21 protein-coding genes and 2 pseudogenes are annotated in these 18348 nt (G+C 59.7%); 12 read left to right on the forward strand and 11 right to left on the reverse strand.

The window, feature by feature from the left end; genetic code table 11:
* Position 1 precedes the first annotated feature (1 nt).
* From NKJ01_RS23960 to NKJ01_RS24005, 10 genes and pseudogenes are all read left to right on the forward strand, one after another.
* The gene (locus tag NKJ01_RS23960) at positions 2-742 is read left to right on the forward strand and encodes an aspartate/glutamate racemase family protein (protein WP_352731543.1); all 741 of its coding nucleotides are present in this window, start codon (positions 2-4) and stop codon (positions 740-742) included.
* 102 nt (positions 743-844) lie between these two features.
* Positions 845-1549, forward strand: coding sequence for a GntR family transcriptional regulator (locus NKJ01_RS23965; RefSeq protein WP_023759958.1), 705 nt, complete (start codon positions 845-847; stop codon positions 1547-1549).
* A gap of 1 nt (position 1550) precedes the next feature.
* Positions 1551-1790: pseudogene (locus tag NKJ01_RS23970) on the forward strand (transposase); the annotation flags it as partial.
* Positions 1791-2500: 710 nt separating this feature from the next.
* Complete coding sequence (locus tag NKJ01_RS23975) at positions 2501-4051, forward strand: DUF6600 domain-containing protein (protein ID WP_352731545.1); 1551 nt, start codon at positions 2501-2503, stop codon at positions 4049-4051.
* A 260-nt stretch (positions 4052-4311) separates the two neighbouring features.
* Positions 4312-4536: a hypothetical protein gene (locus NKJ01_RS23980; protein WP_352604619.1), complete on the forward strand. Its 225-nt coding sequence runs from the start codon at positions 4312-4314 to the stop codon at positions 4534-4536.
* A gap of 177 nt (positions 4537-4713) precedes the next feature.
* Positions 4714-5781, forward strand: a complete 1068-nt coding sequence (locus NKJ01_RS23985) for a glycosyltransferase family 2 protein (RefSeq protein ID WP_352731612.1) — start codon at positions 4714-4716, stop codon at positions 5779-5781.
* On the forward strand, positions 5756-6448 hold the full coding sequence (locus tag NKJ01_RS23990) for a class I SAM-dependent methyltransferase (protein WP_352731547.1): 693 nt from the start codon (positions 5756-5758) through the stop codon (positions 6446-6448). The genes NKJ01_RS23985 and NKJ01_RS23990 overlap by 26 nt, the downstream gene beginning before the upstream one ends.
* Positions 6393-6875 (forward strand): GtrA family protein, encoded by a 483-nt coding sequence (locus NKJ01_RS23995; protein ID WP_352731549.1) that lies wholly within the window; start codon positions 6393-6395, stop codon positions 6873-6875. The genes NKJ01_RS23990 and NKJ01_RS23995 overlap by 56 nt, the downstream gene beginning before the upstream one ends.
* 3 nt (positions 6876-6878) lie before the next feature.
* Complete coding sequence (locus tag NKJ01_RS24000; protein ID WP_352731551.1) at positions 6879-7145, forward strand: hypothetical protein; 267 nt, start codon at positions 6879-6881, stop codon at positions 7143-7145.
* 51 nt (positions 7146-7196) lie between these two features.
* Positions 7197-7835: pseudogene (locus NKJ01_RS24005) on the forward strand (AraC family transcriptional regulator); the annotation flags it as partial.
* A gap of 97 nt (positions 7836-7932) precedes the next feature.
* Here NKJ01_RS24005 and NKJ01_RS24010 read toward each other — a convergent pair.
* Positions 7933-8556: a hypothetical protein gene (locus NKJ01_RS24010; protein WP_023759965.1), complete on the reverse strand. Its 624-nt coding sequence runs from the start codon at positions 8554-8556 to the stop codon at positions 7933-7935.
* Positions 8543-9781 (reverse strand): putative hexosyltransferase, encoded by a 1239-nt coding sequence (locus NKJ01_RS24015; RefSeq protein ID WP_352731553.1) that lies wholly within the window; start codon positions 9779-9781, stop codon positions 8543-8545. Before NKJ01_RS24015 ends, NKJ01_RS24010 begins: the two co-directional genes overlap by 14 nt.
* 217 nt (positions 9782-9998) lie before the next feature.
* Here NKJ01_RS24015 and NKJ01_RS24020 point away from each other — a divergent pair, with 217 nt between their 5' ends.
* Positions 9999-10319 carry a hypothetical protein gene (locus tag NKJ01_RS24020; RefSeq protein ID WP_352731622.1) on the forward strand — a complete coding sequence of 107 codons (321 nt, stop codon included), beginning with the start codon at positions 9999-10001 and terminating at the stop codon, positions 10317-10319.
* 44 nt (positions 10320-10363) lie between these two features.
* Here the strand turns inward: NKJ01_RS24020 and NKJ01_RS24025 are convergent, their stop codons facing one another.
* The 7 genes from NKJ01_RS24025 to NKJ01_RS24055 form a co-directional block, all read right to left on the reverse strand.
* A complete protein-coding gene (locus NKJ01_RS24025; RefSeq protein WP_352731555.1) occupies positions 10364-11365 on the reverse strand; it encodes a ribonuclease Z in 1002 nt (333 codons plus the stop codon).
* 39 nt (positions 11366-11404) lie between these two features.
* Positions 11405-12064: a redoxin domain-containing protein gene (locus NKJ01_RS24030; RefSeq protein ID WP_352731557.1), complete on the reverse strand. Its 660-nt coding sequence runs from the start codon at positions 12062-12064 to the stop codon at positions 11405-11407.
* Positions 12065-12146: 82 nt separating this feature from the next.
* The gene (locus NKJ01_RS24035; protein WP_352731559.1) at positions 12147-12293 is read right to left on the reverse strand and encodes a hypothetical protein; all 147 of its coding nucleotides are present in this window, start codon (positions 12291-12293) and stop codon (positions 12147-12149) included.
* A gap of 14 nt (positions 12294-12307) precedes the next feature.
* Entirely contained in the window at positions 12308-13441 is a 1134-nt protein-coding gene (locus tag NKJ01_RS24040) for a DUF3182 family protein (RefSeq protein WP_352731614.1), read from the reverse strand.
* A gap of 759 nt (positions 13442-14200) precedes the next feature.
* Positions 14201-14323 (reverse strand): hypothetical protein, encoded by a 123-nt coding sequence (locus tag NKJ01_RS24045; protein ID WP_352731562.1) that lies wholly within the window; start codon positions 14321-14323, stop codon positions 14201-14203.
* 271 nt (positions 14324-14594) lie between these two features.
* A complete protein-coding gene (locus tag NKJ01_RS24050; protein WP_352731565.1) occupies positions 14595-15545 on the reverse strand; it encodes a PfkB family carbohydrate kinase in 951 nt (316 codons plus the stop codon).
* Positions 15546-15929: 384 nt separating this feature from the next.
* Positions 15930-17027, reverse strand: coding sequence for an FAD-dependent oxidoreductase (locus NKJ01_RS24055; protein ID WP_352731568.1), 1098 nt, complete (start codon positions 17025-17027; stop codon positions 15930-15932).
* Positions 17028-17228: 201 nt separating this feature from the next.
* Between NKJ01_RS24055 and NKJ01_RS24060 the strand changes: the two genes are divergently transcribed.
* The gene (locus tag NKJ01_RS24060; RefSeq protein ID WP_352731571.1) at positions 17229-17456 is read left to right on the forward strand and encodes a helix-turn-helix transcriptional regulator; all 228 of its coding nucleotides are present in this window, start codon (positions 17229-17231) and stop codon (positions 17454-17456) included.
* 65 nt (positions 17457-17521) lie between these two features.
* Here NKJ01_RS24060 and NKJ01_RS24065 read toward each other — a convergent pair whose 3' ends face one another.
* Together NKJ01_RS24065 and NKJ01_RS24070 are read right to left on the reverse strand one after the other, a co-directional pair.
* On the reverse strand, positions 17522-17824 hold the full coding sequence (locus NKJ01_RS24065; RefSeq protein WP_023759977.1) for a DUF1330 domain-containing protein: 303 nt from the start codon (positions 17822-17824) through the stop codon (positions 17522-17524).
* A gap of 217 nt (positions 17825-18041) precedes the next feature.
* Positions 18042-18290 (reverse strand): hypothetical protein, encoded by a 249-nt coding sequence (locus NKJ01_RS24070; RefSeq protein WP_352731574.1) that lies wholly within the window; start codon positions 18288-18290, stop codon positions 18042-18044.
* Between the last annotated feature and the right edge of the window lie 58 nt (positions 18291-18348).

Here is an 18348-nt window from a genome sequence, read left to right on the forward strand (position 1 = left end):
AATGGACATACTCGTCGTCAATCCCAACACCACTGCGTCCATGACCGAGAAGATCGGCGAGGCGGCACGCGGCGCGGCTTCGGCCGGCACCAGGATCATCGCGGCCAATCCGAAGGATGGGCCGCCGAGCATCGAAGGCTATTTCGACGAGGTCTTCGCCATCCCGGGAATGATCGGCGAGATCCAGAGACATCCGGCGTCGAGCGCCTGCGTCATCGCTTGCTTCGACGACACCGGCCTCGACGCAGTACGCTGCGTTGGCGAGATGCCGGTGATCGGCATCGGCGAAGCGGCGTTTCACATGGCCAGCCTGATTGCCGGCAAGTTCAGCGTGGTGACGACGCTGTCGCGTTCGGTGCCGGCGATCGAGCACAATCTGGTGCGCTACGGCCTCGCCAGCCGCTGCGCCAGGGTACGAGCCAGCGACGTTCCCGTTCTGGAGCTCGAAGTGCCCGGCTCCAACGCCCGCCATCGAATTTCGGAGGAGATCGAGCGCGCCATCCGCGACGACCGGGCCGAAGCGATTGTGCTGGGATGCGCCGGCATGGCCGACCTCGCTGCCGCGCTCAGCCGCGAACATAGCCTTCCCGTGATCGACGGCGTCGCCTGCGCAGTAAAACTCTGCGAGAGCCTCGTCGGCCTTGGCCTGTCGACCTCAAAGCGCGGCGGCTACCAGGTTCCACTCGAAAAATCCTTCGCCGGAATCTTTGCGCCCTTTTCGCCCACCGGCCGTGCATCCTGATGCGTGCAAAATTGTTGACATTCCCACACAGGATGTTTGATGTGCGGCCGGAAACGCGGTGTTCGCGCCGCTATGCGATCCGGCCGCCGGGACAATGAGACGATGGACCTGCTTGGGCCAAAGCCACGGGATGGCGACAAGCCGACGATGCGCTGGTTTCCGGTCTATGCCGGCCTGCGCGACGCCATCGTCAGCCACCGCATCGCACCGGGCACAAAACTACCCGAGGACGAACTCGCCTCGATCTATTCGGTGAGCCGCGCGGTAATACGCGCGGCGCTGCAGGCACTGTCGCATGACCGCTTGGCTCGGCTCGAGCCGAACCGCGGCGCGTTCGTCGCCCAGCCGACCAAGCAGGAAGCGCGCGAGGTGTTCGAAGCGCGGGCGCTGATCGAGCCCAAGGTCGCGGCGCTTGCCGCCGAAGTGGCAAAGCCGGCCGAGGTCGCGCAACTGCGGCTTCATCTCGAAAAAGAGCACGAGGCCCTGCATGCCGGCCGCGACAGCGACGCCATTATGCTGTCGGCAAAATTCCATATCGGCATCGCCGAAATCGCCGGCCATTCTATCCTGACCGGCTTCGTCAAAGACCTGCTGTCGCGGTCGTCGCTGATCATCGCGCTCTACTGGCGCCGCCGCGACACCACCTGCGAAAGCCACGCCCATCACGCCCTCGTCGATGCCATCGAAAAGCACGACGCACAAAACGCGTCCGACCTGATGCGAAGCCATCTCGTCGAACTTCTGTCGGGCCTTGATCTGTCGCTTGGCGAGAAGAAGCCCGAGAGCCTGTCGGACATCTTGCGCTGATCTGCGCTGTCAAACTCTTCGCCAAGCTTCGCATTCGGTGCGCGTGCTCGGCAAGCTGTTCCGCCGCCTGTTCCTCTCCCGGTTGGTCGCGCTGCACGACGTTAGCCGGCTCGCCTTCTTCGGCGCAATTGCTCATCTCGCGGAACGGCGGGCATTCCTGCGCCACCTGTCGCCGGTCCGGAAGAAGCGCTGGGTGGTCTACGCCAAGGCGCCCTCCGCCGGCCCGGAGGCGGTGCTCGCCTAGCCTCCATAACCAAAGTGGCGGAACTCGGGGGCGGCTATGGGATCGAGTTCCGTGGACCGGCCAAGCGGGGCCGATTGAGCCGGAAGTTCCCATGAGAAGGTAGCGCAGTGTTCCCGCGCCGCTTCTTCATGCGGCTCCGGAGGGGCGCTCGATATTTCGCAACTGCTTGAAATCGGCGGCCGATGGCCTGACTTTTATGCTTTGAGCGACTGAGAACTGGGCCTGTCAGGCCCGGCACGATGCAACGACCGCCTTCGGCCAGACGGTGCTGCTCTTGTGCCCGCCAAGCCGGCGCAGCGGTTCGTTTGAAATAGTATCTCATCCGAGTCTGTGTGTGCACGCCGCGATTTGTTCAAGGCCATTGCCACGCTGCTCAGATTGGTGGGAGCAGGAAGCTTTGTCTACATAGGCTTGCTTGCAGGGTTTTCTTCGCGGCATCGAGCGGTCCGAAAATGGCTGTCTCCTCATCTGACTTTGCGGAAACAGTTTCGTGGTTGTGAGCAGGAACATCTCCAATCTCCGGCGCGGAATTGTGAGGGCGGTTGGTCACCTGGTGCCCTCATGAAGCAACTCTGACGTTTGATCCTTATCATTGTGCGATGCCAAAGCCGCTGCGTGAGCCAATGCGGGCGACGCTAGCAAGGTGGAACAATCCGACAGCCGGCGAGTTTCTAAGACGAAGGGCGATCTGTTTCGGAGGAAACGGAATGAAACGCGTCCTTGCCCAAAATGCGGTTCGACTGATGCTGAGCGGCGTAGCCGCCTGTCTACTCACGGTCGTCGAGATTCCAAACCCGATTACGCCATTGTTGCTTGTGTCCGAGGCAAGGGCTGCCACCGTTTCGATCAGCACATTCTACCAAGACTTGTCTCCCTATGGTGATTGGGTTTCGTACCACGGAGCGACCGTTTTCGTGCCGGTTCATGTACGTGACGATTGGCGTCCGTATACCCTTGGACACTGGGTCTATACCGAGCAGTATGGCTGGCTCTGGGTATCCGACGAGCCATTCGGTTGGGCGACGTACCATTACGGCCGGTGGGGCTATGCCGACGATATCGGTTGGTACTGGGTTCCGGGGAGTCGCTGGGCGCCAGCATGGGTGAGTTGGCGTCGTGAAAGGGAGCACATCATTTGGGCTCCGCTGCCGCCGCGCCGCGATCCGGATCTGATTTCAATCGAGGTGACCTTCGACGCGACGCCGGATTTTTACTGGGTTGTGGTCCCTACCCGCGAATTCCTTGCTGTGGACATTTCTGTCGTCGTTATCCGTGATGAGCCGGAATTTGTGCGCATTGTCGAGGCGGCCGAGCCGGCCGGCGACGTGACGATCCAGAACAACGTGGTAATCAACAAAGTCATTGATGTTGATGTGATCGAAAAGGAGACGAACCAGAAGGTGACTGCCGTCAAGGTCAGCAAGACCGACGCGCCCGAGCAGTCCGGCAAATTGGAAAACGATACGGTCGCGGTCTTTGAAGGTGAGGTGAAAGCCGACCCCAAGGCCAAACCAGCCAAGCTCAAAGACATCGAGGAGGTGAAGCAGGTTCAGGCTAGCCGGAAATCGAAGCCGACCGAAGGCGCAGCAAAGACCGAACAGGCTCAGCCGGAACAGGCGGCCAAGCCTGAGAAGCCGACAACCCAGGAGCAGCCCGCGGCCGAGCAGCAGGCCGAGCCCGGCAAGGCGGCCAAGCCTGAGAAGCCGAAGGCCAAGAAGCAGCCCGCCGCCGAGCCGCAGCAGGCCGAGCCAGAGCAAGCGGCCAAGCCTGAGAAGCCGAAGGGCAAGAAGCAGCCCGCCGCCGAGCCGCAGCAGGCCGAGCCAGAGCAAGCGGCCAAGCCTGAGAAGCCGAAGGGCAAGAAGCAGCCGGCCGCCGAGCAGCAGCAGGCCGAGCCAGAACAGGCGGCCAAGCCTGAGAAGCCGAAGGCCAAGAAGCAGCCGGCCGCCGAGCCGCAGCAGGCCGAGCCAGAGCAAGCGGCCAAGCCTGAGAAGCCGAAGGCCAAGAAGCAGCCCGCCGCCGAGCAGCAGCAGGCCGAGCCCGAACAGGCGGCCAAGCCTCAGAAGCCGAAGGCCAAGAAGCAGCCCGCCGCCGAGCAGCAGCAAGCCGAGCCCGAACAGGCGGCCAAGCCTGAGAAGCCGAAGGGCAAGAAGCAGCCGGCCGCCGAGCAGCAGCAGGCCGAGCCCGAGCAGGCGGCCAAACCCAAGCCACAGAAGCAAAAAAACAAGGCGTGCGATCCGCAGACTGACGCGAACTGCTAGCTGTGCGCGGCACCGCGATTATTCCATCGCGGTGCCGCTGAATGCGCGAAAAGCCGCGATCCTCGCCACTTTCCTTCGCTGCCGCCTGCTCTCCTCTATATCGGCTGAAAGCGCGGAACGCCCGTCAACGAACATAGGTAAGCATGCAAGCCGAAGAGGGTGAGACGTCACCTCGCGCCCGAGGCTATTTCGAAAGGCCTGACATTGTCTGTTACCCATCCTAGGTTTGTCTCGGCAGAGGTCCTTATCCAGAAACGGCCATGAGCACCCGCGGTGCCGACTTTCTATACAAATGGATTTCCGAACATATGCCGGAAGGGCCAATCGACGACCCGGGCCGGCTTGTGACCGATATGGCAGACCAGGCCCTGCGGGCGGCCGCCATCGAAGGCATCCCAATTCAGGAGATCGATGAAGAGATCGGGAGCGTCTATGAAGCGATCATTCATGCCGTTGAACATCGCGACGGCGGTCTGGCGGATTAAAGATTTTGTGGTTGCCTCAGGCGGCTCGCGGTCGCGACGAGGCTGCAGATATGGACTATTGAGTTTTGAGCATGGGCAGCAGCGCGCCTGTCTTTCCCCCCGACTCGCCATATCTAAAATTTTCTAAATTAGCTGCGTCTTATGGAACTTTGGTGCGGGCGTTTCATTTTCATCCGCATGCGAGCCCCTGTGATCCAAAGCGTCGGGACGGGAGTGAACGCGTCGCCGCGCTACTCGCTGGTCCTGCCGATATATAATGAAGAACAAGTGCTGCCGCGACTGATCGAACGGATCAGGTCACTGATCAGTCGGCTGGACGGAGAGACTGAGGCAATTTTTGTCGATGACGGTAGCCATGACGGCAGCGTCAAATACCTTCGGCAGGTGGTCACCGCCGAACCTCGCTTCCGGCTTATCGAACTTTCCCGTAATTTCGGACACCAGATTGCGATCACGGCTGGCATGGATGCTGCTGCGGGGGATGCAGTCATCGTCATGGATGCCGACCTGCAAGATCCACCGGAGGTCGTTCTTGATCTCGTGGCAAAGTGGAAGGAAGGTTTCGAGATCGTCTACGCCCGCCGTGTCAAGCGCGAGGGCGAATCCTGGTTCAAGCGGCTTAGCGCCGATCTTTTCTACCGTTTCCTCGAGAAGATGACGTCGGTCAACATCCCGCGCAACGTCGGGGACTTCCGTCTGGTCGGCCGCCATGCGCTGGACGTCTTCAAACACATGCCTGAACACGATCGCTTCGTGAGGGGCATGTTCGGCTGGATGGGATTCAAGCAAGCGGGAGTGCCATTCGAACGCCCCCCGAGGACCATCGGCCAGACCAAATACCCTTTCTGGAAGATGATGCACCTTGCTGTCCACGCCATTGTCAGCTTCTCGGAAAAGCCGCTTCACTTTGCGCTTTGGGGCGGATCGGCCATTTCTGCACTTGCGCTGGCCTTTGGCGCTTATGCCGTGTTCGCCTGGATTTTTGAAACCGGCGTCATTGCCGGCTGGACGTCCACCGTTGTGATCGTATCGTTCCTGTGCGGCATCAATCTTTTCATGACAGGCGTGGTCGGCCTCTATGTCGGTAGCATCCACGCCGAAGTGAAACGCCGCCCTCTTTACGTGATCGATCGGCTTACCGGCTTCGACGAGCCGGTGCGTGCCATCGCTGGTGGGAACCGGAGATCGTTTCGCAAGCCTAAGAACGGAGCCGCTCCCAGTGTCCGAACTCTTCGACAGCTATAGATCCAGTTATGGAGAGACGATCGATGCGTCGATCCGCTTTTCCGGACTCAAGCACGCATTCTTTTTGGTCGCAAAGGCCGACCTGCTGCGACGCCTAGTCGCCGAGCGAGGACTTCGTCGACGGGGAGCCATGCTGCGGGCGCTTGATGTGGGCTGCGGTGTCGGTTCGCTCCATCCTTATCTAGACGGGGCTTTCGAGCGCCTGGATGGCTGCGACGTCTCGCAAGAGTCGATCCAGCGCGCCAGCGAGGACAATCCGGGCGTCGTCTATAGGACATGCACCACGACGGCCCTGCCTTATGACGACTGCGTGTTCGACCTGGCTTTTGCCAGTTGTGTTGTTCATCATGTTTCGCCCGCATCCTGGCTCGTTTTTTTTCGCGAGATGCGACGCGTCGTGCGGCAAGGCGGCGTCGCCTGCATCATCGAGCACAATCCCTATAATCCGCTGACGCGCCTGGCGGTGCTCCGATGTCCGTTTGACCAAGACGCGGTCCTGCTCAACGCGGTCAAAGCAGCGGCCCTCTTTCGACAAGCAGGCTTCAGGGAGGTTCGATGCGAGCATTTCCTGCTGCTCCCGTCGGCCGGCAGATTCGCCAGAAAGGTTGAGCGTGCCCTCGCGCCGCTGCCGCTTGGCGCCCAGTATGCGTGTAGTGCCCGTGTCTGAATTTCGGCCTGCCGCTGGCACCGTCCTGAAGCTTCTGGCGCGCTTCGGCCTGGTCGGCGTCGCCGCCACAATCCTGTATGCCGCCTTGGCGGATGTCTTTGTCAAATCGGAACGGTTCGGCTTCAGCCCCGTTCAAGCGTCCCTTGCAGCATACGCAGCCGCAGCCTTGTTTTCCTATCTCGCGCACAGGTCAGTAACCTTCATGTCGCGCGGTTTGCATAGATCAGAGGCTCCGCGTTTTCTCTTGCTGGCGGCGATCGGCTTGGCCATCGCCTATGGCGCGCCGGCGCTCTTGACGGCGAAGCTGGGCCTGCCGCTCATCTTTCCCATCACGATTACCTGCTTGCTTGTGCCCGCGATCAATTTCGTCGTGCTCCACCGATGGGTCTTTGCAGAACACATTCCCGATCAGTCCGGCGATGGTTGACGCGTGATCGGCCAGAAAGATTCGTTCCAAAACAGTTCACCGTTTCACGGAAACGATGAACTGCTCCAAAGCCGCTTGCTGAAGCACGGCTTCCACTTACGATTGGATGATGCCGGGCTCCGTTCAACCGTCGATCGCTTTGCCTTCAAGCCGTTGCTGGCAGCACATGTTGAAGAACCATCCAAATCGCAGGATCGGTCGAGCGCCATGCCCGGGAGGGCCTGGCTGGTGTCACCACGCAGGAAGAGAGGCAATGAAGGCGGCACTTGAAACCTGCGGGTGCTCACATTGACCAGCATCTGGACGATGAGCTGGCCTTGGCGCGCGTCGTACCGGCTCGCCGACATGGACGCCCAAAGCGTCACGGACATAGCCATGGATGCAGGTTACGATGCGCCCGATGTGTTCGCCCGCGCCTCTCGGCGACGGTTCGGGCAATCGCCTTCGTCGCTCCGAATATCTCCCAGCTGTGGGTCGTGGCTTATGGCCTTCGGGGCCCCTCGACAACGCAAGCAACGAGCCCATGCAGATAATCTTTGACCACGACGATCCGTGATGTGCCGCCTACGCCGGTGGTGGTGGTCGAGTATCGCGGGGACCGGGTGACGCCCGAAGACACCTTCCGGCGGTTCAGGGCCTGGCCCAAAGCGAATGGCTCGTCGCCGCTGACAAGCTCTACTTTCATGGTCTTCCGTTCCGAAAGGGAGCCGCCGTCCCAGACCGATCAGTCGATCGAGGCGAATGACGCGCTAATGAAAGCTGGCGTGATCCCGCCGCATGCTGCGCGGTGCTGCGCTAAAAACGATCTCGAGCCCGCCGCGCTCTACCTCTATCGCTTGACTATTGGCCAACTGCGGGGAGGCACGCGACTTCCCGATCTATTGCCAACGCCGGCTCTCCTCCATCCCGGAGGTGCAGGCACATGAGGCGAGCACGGAACTGTTGCTGCCGCTGAACTAGGGCAACTCCAGAAAGTTGTGAAGCGGCTTTCCGTCCGGAATTGCGTCAATACAAAGAGCTAGGGCACGTCGCCGTTTCAGCGGAAAAGTGAAGTGCTCTAGCCGGCGTCCAGCCGGAACGACACCAATTTAATGGCGCGTTTGTAGATCTTGCTGGCGGCGGGGCTTGGCGGAATCCCGTCGCGATAGTCGAAAGTCACTTCGAGTACCTTTGCGCTGGCAAATGCTGCGTGCGGGATCGCGAACGAGATCGTCGTCGGGTCTTGGCTCGACAGTGTTACTTCGTGTACCCGAACTCCGTTCACCGAGATCATTACCCTTTGTATGGTTTGTGGTGGACGAATGACGGCAGACATTTGTAGCGTGGCTGTAAACCCGTCGCGAAGCGAAGGTATTTCCAGCCTCAGCCGAGAGGTCTCGCCGAGCGAATGGGTTCCGTCGGCTACCGGCCCCGACCAACCGCAGACCATCATTCCGGCTGCTTGTTTGGCACCGTCGGACCGGAAAGATACCGTCTGCCCAGGAGTGTAGCTGCCAACCGCATCGCGATTGAGGCACGTCGTCGTGCGATCAATGTAATAGGCCCGATAATCAGCGTTGACATCTGGATTGAGAGCGAGTGCAAGGATGATGATCTCGGACACGGCCAAAACCACCGCCAGCGCGTAGCCGCCGGTCGAGGCAGCACGGCCATAGGATGACAGGCCGTCAGACCAGGGCAAGATAGCCTCCAATCCATGCCACAGTCATGAAATAACATGCGCTCAGGAAAAGAGCCAAAGTCACGAGATAGGTCAGCTTCGATACCGACAGCAGCTCGGCAATCAACATCATCAGCGGCGCAAGCCCAATGACGTATCTGATCATGGAAGCCAGGTTGGTGATCAACGGCAGGATGATGCTGCTCGCACAGAAGAGCGCAGCGCCATATCGCCTGCGAGCCGCCAGAACGACCGATAGGGTCAGCCCTATAATCGCTGCGAGCGCGCTCCATTGCGGGGCCGTGGGCAGCCATCCTTTTGTCGGAACAGCAGAGAGACCGTCCCATAGAAAAAGGAGCGGATCGCCAGCAATCCGCCCAAACGCGCGCTGGACGTGCAAGAACGCAAACCCGTCCCCGACAGTGACGTACAAAAAGAGCATGTAAGCAAACAAGCCGGCGGGCGAGATGAAGATAGCTACGACCATATCCGGACGACCAAGCACCCATCGCGGGAAAGACACCGCCGACCCGCCCTGCTGGCGGTGCTGCTCGAACATTTGGATGACGCTTGCAAACACAGCAAGGACCCCGACCACCCTCGTTGCCGACAGCAAAGCGCATGAAACGCCAGCGGCCAGGTAGTTGGAGCGCTTGAGTGCCAAAAAGACGCACGAAGTCAGGAGCACGAAAAGAGGTTCGGTAAGGAACGTGGTGAAGTGGAAGGAGAACGGGCCGCTAAGCAGGAAAGCGCAATACAGTGTATAAGCGCGCATGTTCTTCTCCAGCAGTGGCCATGCCACAAGACAGGCGGCGTAGCTGCAGGCAATCGAGGTGATCGTCGCGATCAGAATCGTGGGAAAAGGGAAAGCAAACCGAAGAGTCGTCACGAGCATGGGATACAATGGAAAGAAGCCCCAGCGTCCGACGTTGCTTTGGCCTGGAATGGGAAAACGCTCGTAGCCGTGTTCGGAAATGTCCACATACCACGCGCAATCCCACCTGCAGAGCGCACGCGCATAAGCTTCGAAGCCTGGTACTGCCGAGACTGAATGGAATGCAGCATACCGAATGACAAGCCCGCTGATCATGAACAGGAGCGGAACCGCAACGGCGATGACACAAAGGCGACCGCCAGCGTCTGCGCGAGCCATGTCTCCAAGCGCCAGTTGTGTCTCCACAGGTGATGGCGCCACAGTCTGCGATGGCGAGCCCGAGTTCGCCGGCTCGATGGCGCTGCCAGCCATAAAATCGGTCCATCGGAAGCGTCAAGGTCATCAACCGACTTGAAGCCCCGTCTGCGACTTGATCAACGATGCCGCGCCGCTACGGTTCCTTCTGAAGCAGGAGTTCGTTGGGGTCAGGTCGATCGATCACACCAGCCGAAGCAGGGAGCGATATTGCGCTTCGACGGCACCGGTTCCTCAAGGTGTCAGCAACCTGGCCTTACCGGCGAGCCGTCAGATGACCATCGCAAAGCCGTTCGATCGCTACAGCGCTATCGAGAACGCGCTCGCCAGCGGCTTCGCTGCCGCCAAGCTACACCACCTGCGGGGACGCGACCTGCGCCAGCTCGCCGCAACGCTGCTTCGAGAAAAACGGGAACAGCGTGGTTCAATCCTTGCCGCGGCGCGGGTCTTTGCCGGCCGCCTGACTGCTTTTCTTCGGCTGTTCGTCGCGTTTGTCCTGATTGCCTGCACGGTTGCCTCCGTGCGCCCCTTGGGAAGATTTTGCGGTCTTGCCGTCTTTGAGTTTCGTTGCCATGGTTTCCTCCTGGAATCCTGATGTTTCCAGAACCGCCTCGCCGCGTGAATGTTCCGCAGCATTTACTATCTACGCGCAACCGAGCGGCCGTGGAACGCAAGCTCGAATTCGGCCCGCAGTTCGTCCTCCCGTCCGAGATAGCGCGGCGAGAAATGCATCTGGTGAGCGAAGTCCACTGCCGCCAGGCGGGCGATCTCGCCCGCCTGCACTGCTGTCAGGTGCTTCTTTGAAGCGGCGAGTTCCCGATCCTCCTGCAAGAATCCACCTTCGATAAAGAGTTGATCGGCGCCGCGCGCCAAGCTGCAAAGCCGGGTTATGTTCAAGGAATGGAAGGCCAGGTCAGTGGCATAGGCAACGCGCTGGCCCGGCGCGCAAACGAGCGCTTGGCTTTGCAGCAGCTCTCCCAGAACTACCTTCCTGTCCTTGGTGGGCATGAACTCGGTTGCAGGCCCGGCGCCGCTGCGAACGGCCCGTTTGGCTTCGGTCAGCCAGGGACCAACTGGAAGGCGGAGCTCGTCGAGACGCGTCTTGTGAACGTTGACCCTGATTTTCTCCTGGAATGCGAAGGCCAGGCAAGGAATGCCATGATCAAGCGTGACCGCAACGACCTTGAATTCCGGATCGTCGAGCGGAAGCCGCGCTTCCGACGGCTGCTGGTTTTCGCGAACAAAAGCGTTGCGCGCCCTGAAGATGGCCTCGGTAATGAATCCTCCCTCCGCCCAGTCGGAGGCGGCAATCTCCAAATCATGGGACCGCTCGTCCAGCAGGTTCCACGTGTAAGCCCGCAACTTGGCCTCGACGGCGTCAGTCAGACCGGGCGGTCCGACGATATGGACGCGTCTGTCCCGGTAAAGCGACAGCCTGAGCAGGCGGTCGAAACCGCTGAAGTGATCCATATGCATATGCGTCACGAAGACGTGCGAGATCCGCAGGATTTCACGCGGCGAAAGGGTCGAAAGATCTCCGAGATCGAACAGCAAGGCCCTGTTGCCGAAGCGGAAATCCAGTAGCACGCCCGGATCGGAAAAGGGGCCGTTTACCAAGCGTGGCTGGACGAAAAGCGTCACTGCGAGAAGACCGCCGCGAGCGATGCAGGCTTCATCCGTTCAGCTTCTCTTTGCCCGGCCGGCATATTGGTCGACCGCTCCGGCCATCTGGAGCATGAGTGTCGCCATAGAGATGGAATTCCCGCCATAGGGGTAGAAGTCGGATTTATCGCCTTTGTTCCATTTCTCCCGTAGCTCGGGTTCGGTGATGTCCCAGTCGCGATAGGTTCTTCGCGCCAGTTCGCGCAGCTCTATGTGCAATTCGGCGGTGGAGGGGCGGCCCCAGTAATAATAACCGTTGTAGACCTTGAAGACTTCGAGGTCCCGCCCCAACACGATCGTGTGCGGGACCATCACGTCGTGCGTGGTGTCGGTGTATTCCTTGATGTCCAGGTCCTTCTGCACGAGCCGTTCCTCATCATACAGAAAGGGCCAAGGCGCCGAGGTCTGCTGGCGGTAATTGTTGGTCGTATGCCAATCGTCCGTGGTGATCGTGACGAGCTGGGTGTAGCCGACGACCAATTGCGGGTGAAACCGCACCAGTTCGAGCACTTGCTGCCGGTCTTTCGGGCAGAAGAATCCACGCGTCAGCATCACGATCATCAGCTGGTCGCCCTGCAGGTCCGACAGCCGCCGTGGCGTCTTGGTGTGGTCGGGTAGAACGTAATCGGGGAACTTCGCGCCAGCCACGATATCTTGTCGCATTTTCAGTCGCTCCATCAATTCGGTTCCTGTAACTCCCGAACAAAAGACTCCTCGCCATGTTCCTTGATTCCAGGCAAGCCGAAGGAGACGACCGGGTCTAAGGGCCGCCTGCCGTAGCACCCACGACCACCATCACGAGCCCATCCAACTCGACTTCGCCATCGATGATCGTCTTGCCGCCCCTTTTTCGAACCTTGAGCTTCGACGTGTTTGCGGCGGCCTGTCTTTCGAGTTCGTCAATCACTCCCGTGCTCGTCGCTAAGCGATCTTCCGTGATATCCGCGTAACCGCCGTGTAGCGCGTGATGGCACCCTCGTCGGGATCCTCTCCTTGAAAATGCACGGTAGCGTTGGCCGGCGGCCGACAATTTGTGCCAAAAGCCTTGACCGCCGAAGCGCATACGGTCTGGACATCGGGGTGCTGTTGCATGACATTCATGGCCGCAAGTTCGGCGGTGCTGCTGCCGCCGATCCGCCAGCAGGCTTCGAGCACTCCCGACTTCCACTTCCCAGACCAGTCGGTCCCTTGGCCGATGTCATAGTTGCGCCGCGATGCGAAAAATCCGGGACACTCGATCATCGCTGCGTCATATGTTCTCGCCTGCGCGACCGCCAGCGCTGAAGCAGATAAAAGACTGAGGCCTGCGAGTGCCTCCCATCCCCCGCGTACGGCGATGATATCGGACCCGCCATAAACGGGCAGTCCCGCATTATCCGCCGTTATTCTCTGCGTGCCGACGTACGCAATGGCGATCTCGTCTACATCCGCTATTCCGACGCTTAGCGTGGCGATGTCAGCCAGATTCGTCTCTAGAACGAGCCCGTGTTTTTCTAGATCCGAAGCTTGATAGCGTTCCAGGAAAGCTTCGACTTCCGACACGGAAGAAGCGATCTGTTGTTCGCGTCCGCGCGATGCAAGTGGAGGCTTAAGACGAACTGGTCCTTGCCGCAGGAGCCGATCCGCCGCTTGCAAAGTGTCCGTTCGGGAGAACGTGCTGTAACCCGGCAAAACCGCAGCGCTGACCCGTTCAGGGAATTCCGCTGGCCAGTCATCAGGACGAAATGCGGACGCGCCGATCACGTCATGCGTGATGACTTTGGTCATTGCCAGCCGGGACGGAAGCACGCCGCCAAAAAAGTCTTTTGGACCTGCGATTCCCATTCGGCTCGCATCGGCGAGAAGCAGGCTGTCGTCCGGGACGTAGTACAAGTATTCTCCGTCCAACTTGAACGCGCTAAGATCGCCCTCGAATGCAAACCCTTTGAGTACAGCGATCTGGCGGGCGACCGCATTGATCGCGTGCCGTTCATGGGCGAAGAGAGCTTCGCTGCCTGGCGCGGAGCATGCGATCACAATTCCTTTTGGCCCGTCCGGGCATGTATTGCTTGTCACCTTCAATCCACAATCCTGTTTACGTCCGTGCGGAACCGCACGTCTCCAATTGCGAAAACGGCGGGGCGGCGAAAACGTTCTGTTCCGGTTTCAGTTAGCGAGCTTCCCTGGAAGGGGAGCGTGTCGAAACCCGCGCAATTATCCGCGTCGACGGGATTCGAAAACTGATCGAGAGATCGGTTATTGCGTGCTCGCCGCCGGGCAGGGGTCGGCACATTCGGGCGTGCCGAATGGCGGCGCTTGCGGGGCTCAGCCAGAACGCGATCTATTTTCTTACAGACGTCACAGGCCGTACCACAAGAACGTCGAATCAAACGAGGAACCGGGGAACAAGCTCAGGCCCACGATAGTTCTGGAACAAGTGCGGCGGTCGCCAGCTCTCGCGAAGCCGCGGCTCTTGCGGCTTGGCATTCGCCGCAAATGCGCGAAGGGCAACTCTACAATCGAGACGCGGTGGATCTCAGCAGGCTTCAATAGAAGGAGCCACCAGGGTCGCCGAAGCCACGCGAATTGCCGGGACGCCGGATGCGCTACGGCATGAGATCGGCCGGATCGGTGCCGTTGGAGAGTGGGCGTCCATTGTAAGACAAGGTCGAGAGCGAACGCCAGCGCGGCCATGCACGGCGACTAAGCTCGCTGCCGAGACTGGACTGGGAACAGGGAGAACGCAGGACACGTGTTGCTGTTGTTTCTCACGATGACGGGCAGCGAAAAGAAAGGACGATTTGTCCAAAATTTGCTTGTTCTGCCAGGAGCCGGTCAGGCCCGTTCGAATGTGCCGACGATCCCAGCCTCTGCGAAGATGTGCAGCTTGGCTTTCAATTCGTGGACGGCCGCTTTTTGCCCTTCTTTTTGCGGCTCGCGCGCCAGTGCCTTGCGCACCCGCTAGATCTGATCCTTATTGGTGAACGGGCTACGAACTGTCATCGGGCAAACCTATGTAGGCATCTCGCGGCCCGTCGTTAGCGCCAGTGGAAATCTTTCTGTTCCTGGCCAGGTCGCCTCCATGGAAGTTTGGAGAGAAATGGCCAAGGCCCTATCAGAGTTGTAGTGGCTCCGAAAAATCGACGCGCGGCTTTTGACTGGAGCGTTCACAGAGCTCAGCGTCGGTCACCAACTCCTGGCAGAGCGCCAAGCCGAACAGTCCGCCATGTCACCGGCCATTCTTCTTCAATACAGCAGCGAGCATCTGATCGAACTCCGACCGTGTGGGATAAGACGCCTGCGTGCCCTTCCGACCAACCGAGAAGGTTGAAGCCGCAACGCCCCAGCAGGCGGCTTCATATGCCGATTTGTCCTCCAAAGTCGCGACAGTGAACGCGGCAATAAAGGCATCGCCGGCCCCCGTCTTGTCCACGACATCGACAGCGGGCGCTCGTATTGCGGTCGTCTCATTCCTCTCACGGAGGATGCAGCCACCGTCGGGGAGCTTAACGCATGCAATTTCAACCCCTAGCGCGTTGAATTCGGTTGCCGCCTGGCCGGCCTGACTTTCATTGGCCACTTCAATTCCTAAAACATACGCTGCTTCCTTTTGGTTGGGCGACACCGCATAGAAGCGTTTTAGATCGGTCTTCTCGATTTGATCGGCAAATGTTGGGTCGACGATGATCCTGAAGCCGCGCCTTTCCGCAGCTTTGAATGCGGCCCCAAGCACAATGCGAGGAACCTCGAAATCGGCGATCAGGACGGAAGATGCTGGGGCGTTGTCGATTGCCTGCACTACTTTTTCGACAGCGGGAGTTTGCCAGTTCATATTGGCGTTTGCGACTGAAAGGATTGACTTGTTGCCATCTGCTGGAACGACGACGACCGCTATGCCTGTCATCGAATTTGGAGCGACAAAGACAGCCTCCAAATCGAGATTCTCTTGCATGAACGGACCAATGGCCACCGTCGCGAGATCGTCGTCTCCGACTTGGCCGAGAAGCTTTGTTGGAAATCCGAGCCGCTGCGTAAAATAAGCCACATTGGCAGCCTTTCCGCCGCTCTTTCGAGAAAATCCGGATGCTCTGACGGTCGCGTCACTGCTGAACGGCTTGTCGACCTCGAACCTCAGGTCGGCATTAATGCTACCCAGAGATAGAACCGCCGGCTGTGCCAAACTTCAAACTCCGCTTTTCGGATTATTCGCTGGTGTGATCTGCAACCCAGCTTGCTTGGTCCCATACGCCTTGCTTCGCGGTCCGCGAGCCTCCCGGGCGATCGTCGACCGAACGCCGCAGTTTCGGATGCGTTGAACACGATAGTCGTTGCCAAAACTGGTCTGGGCAAGAATGGTTCCGGGACAAAGCTCTAGGAGATCGATTCACATCCCAGGCGAACGTCTTATGGCCGGATTCTGGACGAGTTCGTTAGCGGGTTCAGCGGAAAGTGCTGGGGAATACGGCAGAGGCGACGAGCAAATAAACCACCATCTTCAGCATTCAGTGGACGCAAGCGCGTCCGCGACCTGCCGATCAGGATCGAGCAGTTGCTCGTTTGAAATCTATTCCTTCAATCCGGCTACGCGCTCGAGCAGGGGCTTTTGCAGAATGGGGAAGGAACCGATCGTCAACATGACGAAGTTCCTGCATGTCTGGACGAAGCTGTTGGTCGACTGCGCCGTGGACAGAATACGTTCGCTCAAATCAATCCAGCGACCTCCCACCGGTCGACGCTCGTCCGTGTAGCCCGCAAGCGTGCCATCGTTGAAACGCCGGGCGAAGCAAGCTGCATCCTCAATACCGAGATTCATGCCGCGCGCGCCAAGCGGCGAGTGCGCATGCGCGGCATCGCCGCCGAGGAAGACGCGGGCGGTTTGATAGCGGGACGCCTGTTTTGCCGGAATGTGGAAATGATCGGTCCGCAGCAGCTGCGACACGCTATACCTGCCCGGCACATGCGCCAGCGCATCGGGTGTGTTGGAGACCGCGCGAAAGCGGTTGCCGCCGATCGGTATGATGAAGCCGACGTCCCCGTCTCGATGCAGGAAAGCCTGTGCCGCGTCCACCTCGTAAGGCCAGGACGCGATCTCCGCATCGGTGATGCTCCATCGCCGCCTGTGCGTGTAGCCCTCGAAGTCGATGCTCGATGATTTGCGGACCGAGCTGTCGGCGCCGGCGGCGCCGAAGACGATGTCGAAGTTGTGGCTTTGCTCTTCTTCACCGTCTCTCCTGGTCCGAACCTCCACCTTGTCGGCCTGCTGGGTGAGGCCGGCCAGTTCCGTCCGCCATTCGACGTCGACGCCGAATGTCGCGACTGTCTCGGCCATGATCCTTTCGGTGTCACGCTGCGGCAGCGACAGCAGGAAATTGTAGCGGTGCGGCAGCAGCGAAAAGTCGATTGTGACGAGCTCACGGGTTCCTGCATGGAAATGCGCGTGACGCACCTTGAGCCCCTCTGCGAGCAGCTTGCTGCTTACCCCCGCCGCTTCGAGAACATCCAGGCTATGTGAACTGATGCCGACCGCCTTGCTGAGCGGCGTAGGTCCGTCCTTCTTGTCTATGACGCGGGGATGGGCGCCTCTTCGCGCAAGCTCCAGCGCCGCTGTCAGCCCCGTTGGGCCCGCGCCGACGATCAGGATCGAAGCTTCTTTTCCGGGCACGACCGCCGCCTTCTCCTAGCCTGTCCGCACCGTTCGGCACTTTGTCGCAGATGGAACGCATCCCGGGAACAGAGATTGCGCGCCAATTGAGCCACCCACTGTCAGCTCGTGCCCTCCGGTTTTCACGCACTGAGCGACATGGCCGGCACGACAGGCTCCTCATCGTCGGCCGTTTCCTCCAAGTCGCAATCGGCTTGCCGAATGGATAAGCCGACAGGCCGACAGATCGCAGCAGCTCGAATCTTGGCTGGGTTCACCCAATCAGAACTAGCCGAGCGATCGAAAGTCTCGGTGCCGACCATCAAACGATTGGAAGGCAGCGACGGTCCTGCAGTCGGGATGGTCAATAACGTCGACGCCGTGTGCCGCGCCCTCGAATCTGCCGGCATCGAGTTCTCATCGCCGAGAATGGCGGCGGCGCCGGGGTGAGGCTGTGGAAGAAATGACGCTGAGGATGCCCAAGGGTCGTCGGGTCCGCTCGGCCGCCCTCATGGTCACGCCGCAGGCGTTGCAATCCCTTCTAACGCAATGATCCTGGTATTTGCGGAACGTTTGCGGATCTCGATCAGCCGGGCATATTCAGGAGAATTGTACCAGCCCATCAATGACGCCATGTCGGGGAATTCAACAATGACCAGTCGGTGTGGATCCCAATCACCTTCTAGAACCTTGGTCGCACCACCACGACCCAGGTATCGCCCACCGTAGCGCTCTTCGGTGGCCGGAACGTCCCGCCGATATTCCTCGAACAAGGCAGCGTCTTTTATGTCTACATCCGCGATCAGATAGGCGGCCATTTGTGTTCCTCCCTTTGACCTAGCTCGCGCTCCTCGGCTCCGGCGTGATTTCCACGACCCGCACTTTCTCGCCGTTGTCTCTGTGCACGCAAAGCCCGCGCCACTTGCGGGAGGCGCGGGCCGATCAGGAGCCGGTGAAGGTCGTCCCGATCATCAGCAGCGATGGGGTGAGCATCGTCTGCCACTGCACAAATAGTTAGAGGTCGCTAATGTTCCGTCAAGCCGGTTTGCCCGGTGTTGGCTGCACCGGTCCTGTACCGTGCCACCTAATGAACGACGCATCCTTGCCGGTGATATCCTTGACCGTCTTCAACAGCGCCTCATGCGTGTTTTGCAGCGAGCGGTAATGCTCGCTGCTTGGCGACAGACGCAGCTGGACGATGCTCTTATGCAGCCGTTCTGCCTCGGCCAAAAAGTGGTCAATCTCGGCTTGTGAAAGGTGCTTGGATAATTTGGTCCCGGCCATTGGCGATCTCCGTTGAATGGGCGCCGCAACGGGAGGATTATATTCCTATATCCAGCGG

The sequence above is a fragment of the Mesorhizobium sp. M0276 genome (genome assembly GCF_040321755.1).
In the GTDB taxonomy this organism is placed as follows: Bacteria; Pseudomonadota; Alphaproteobacteria; order Rhizobiales; family Rhizobiaceae; genus Mesorhizobium.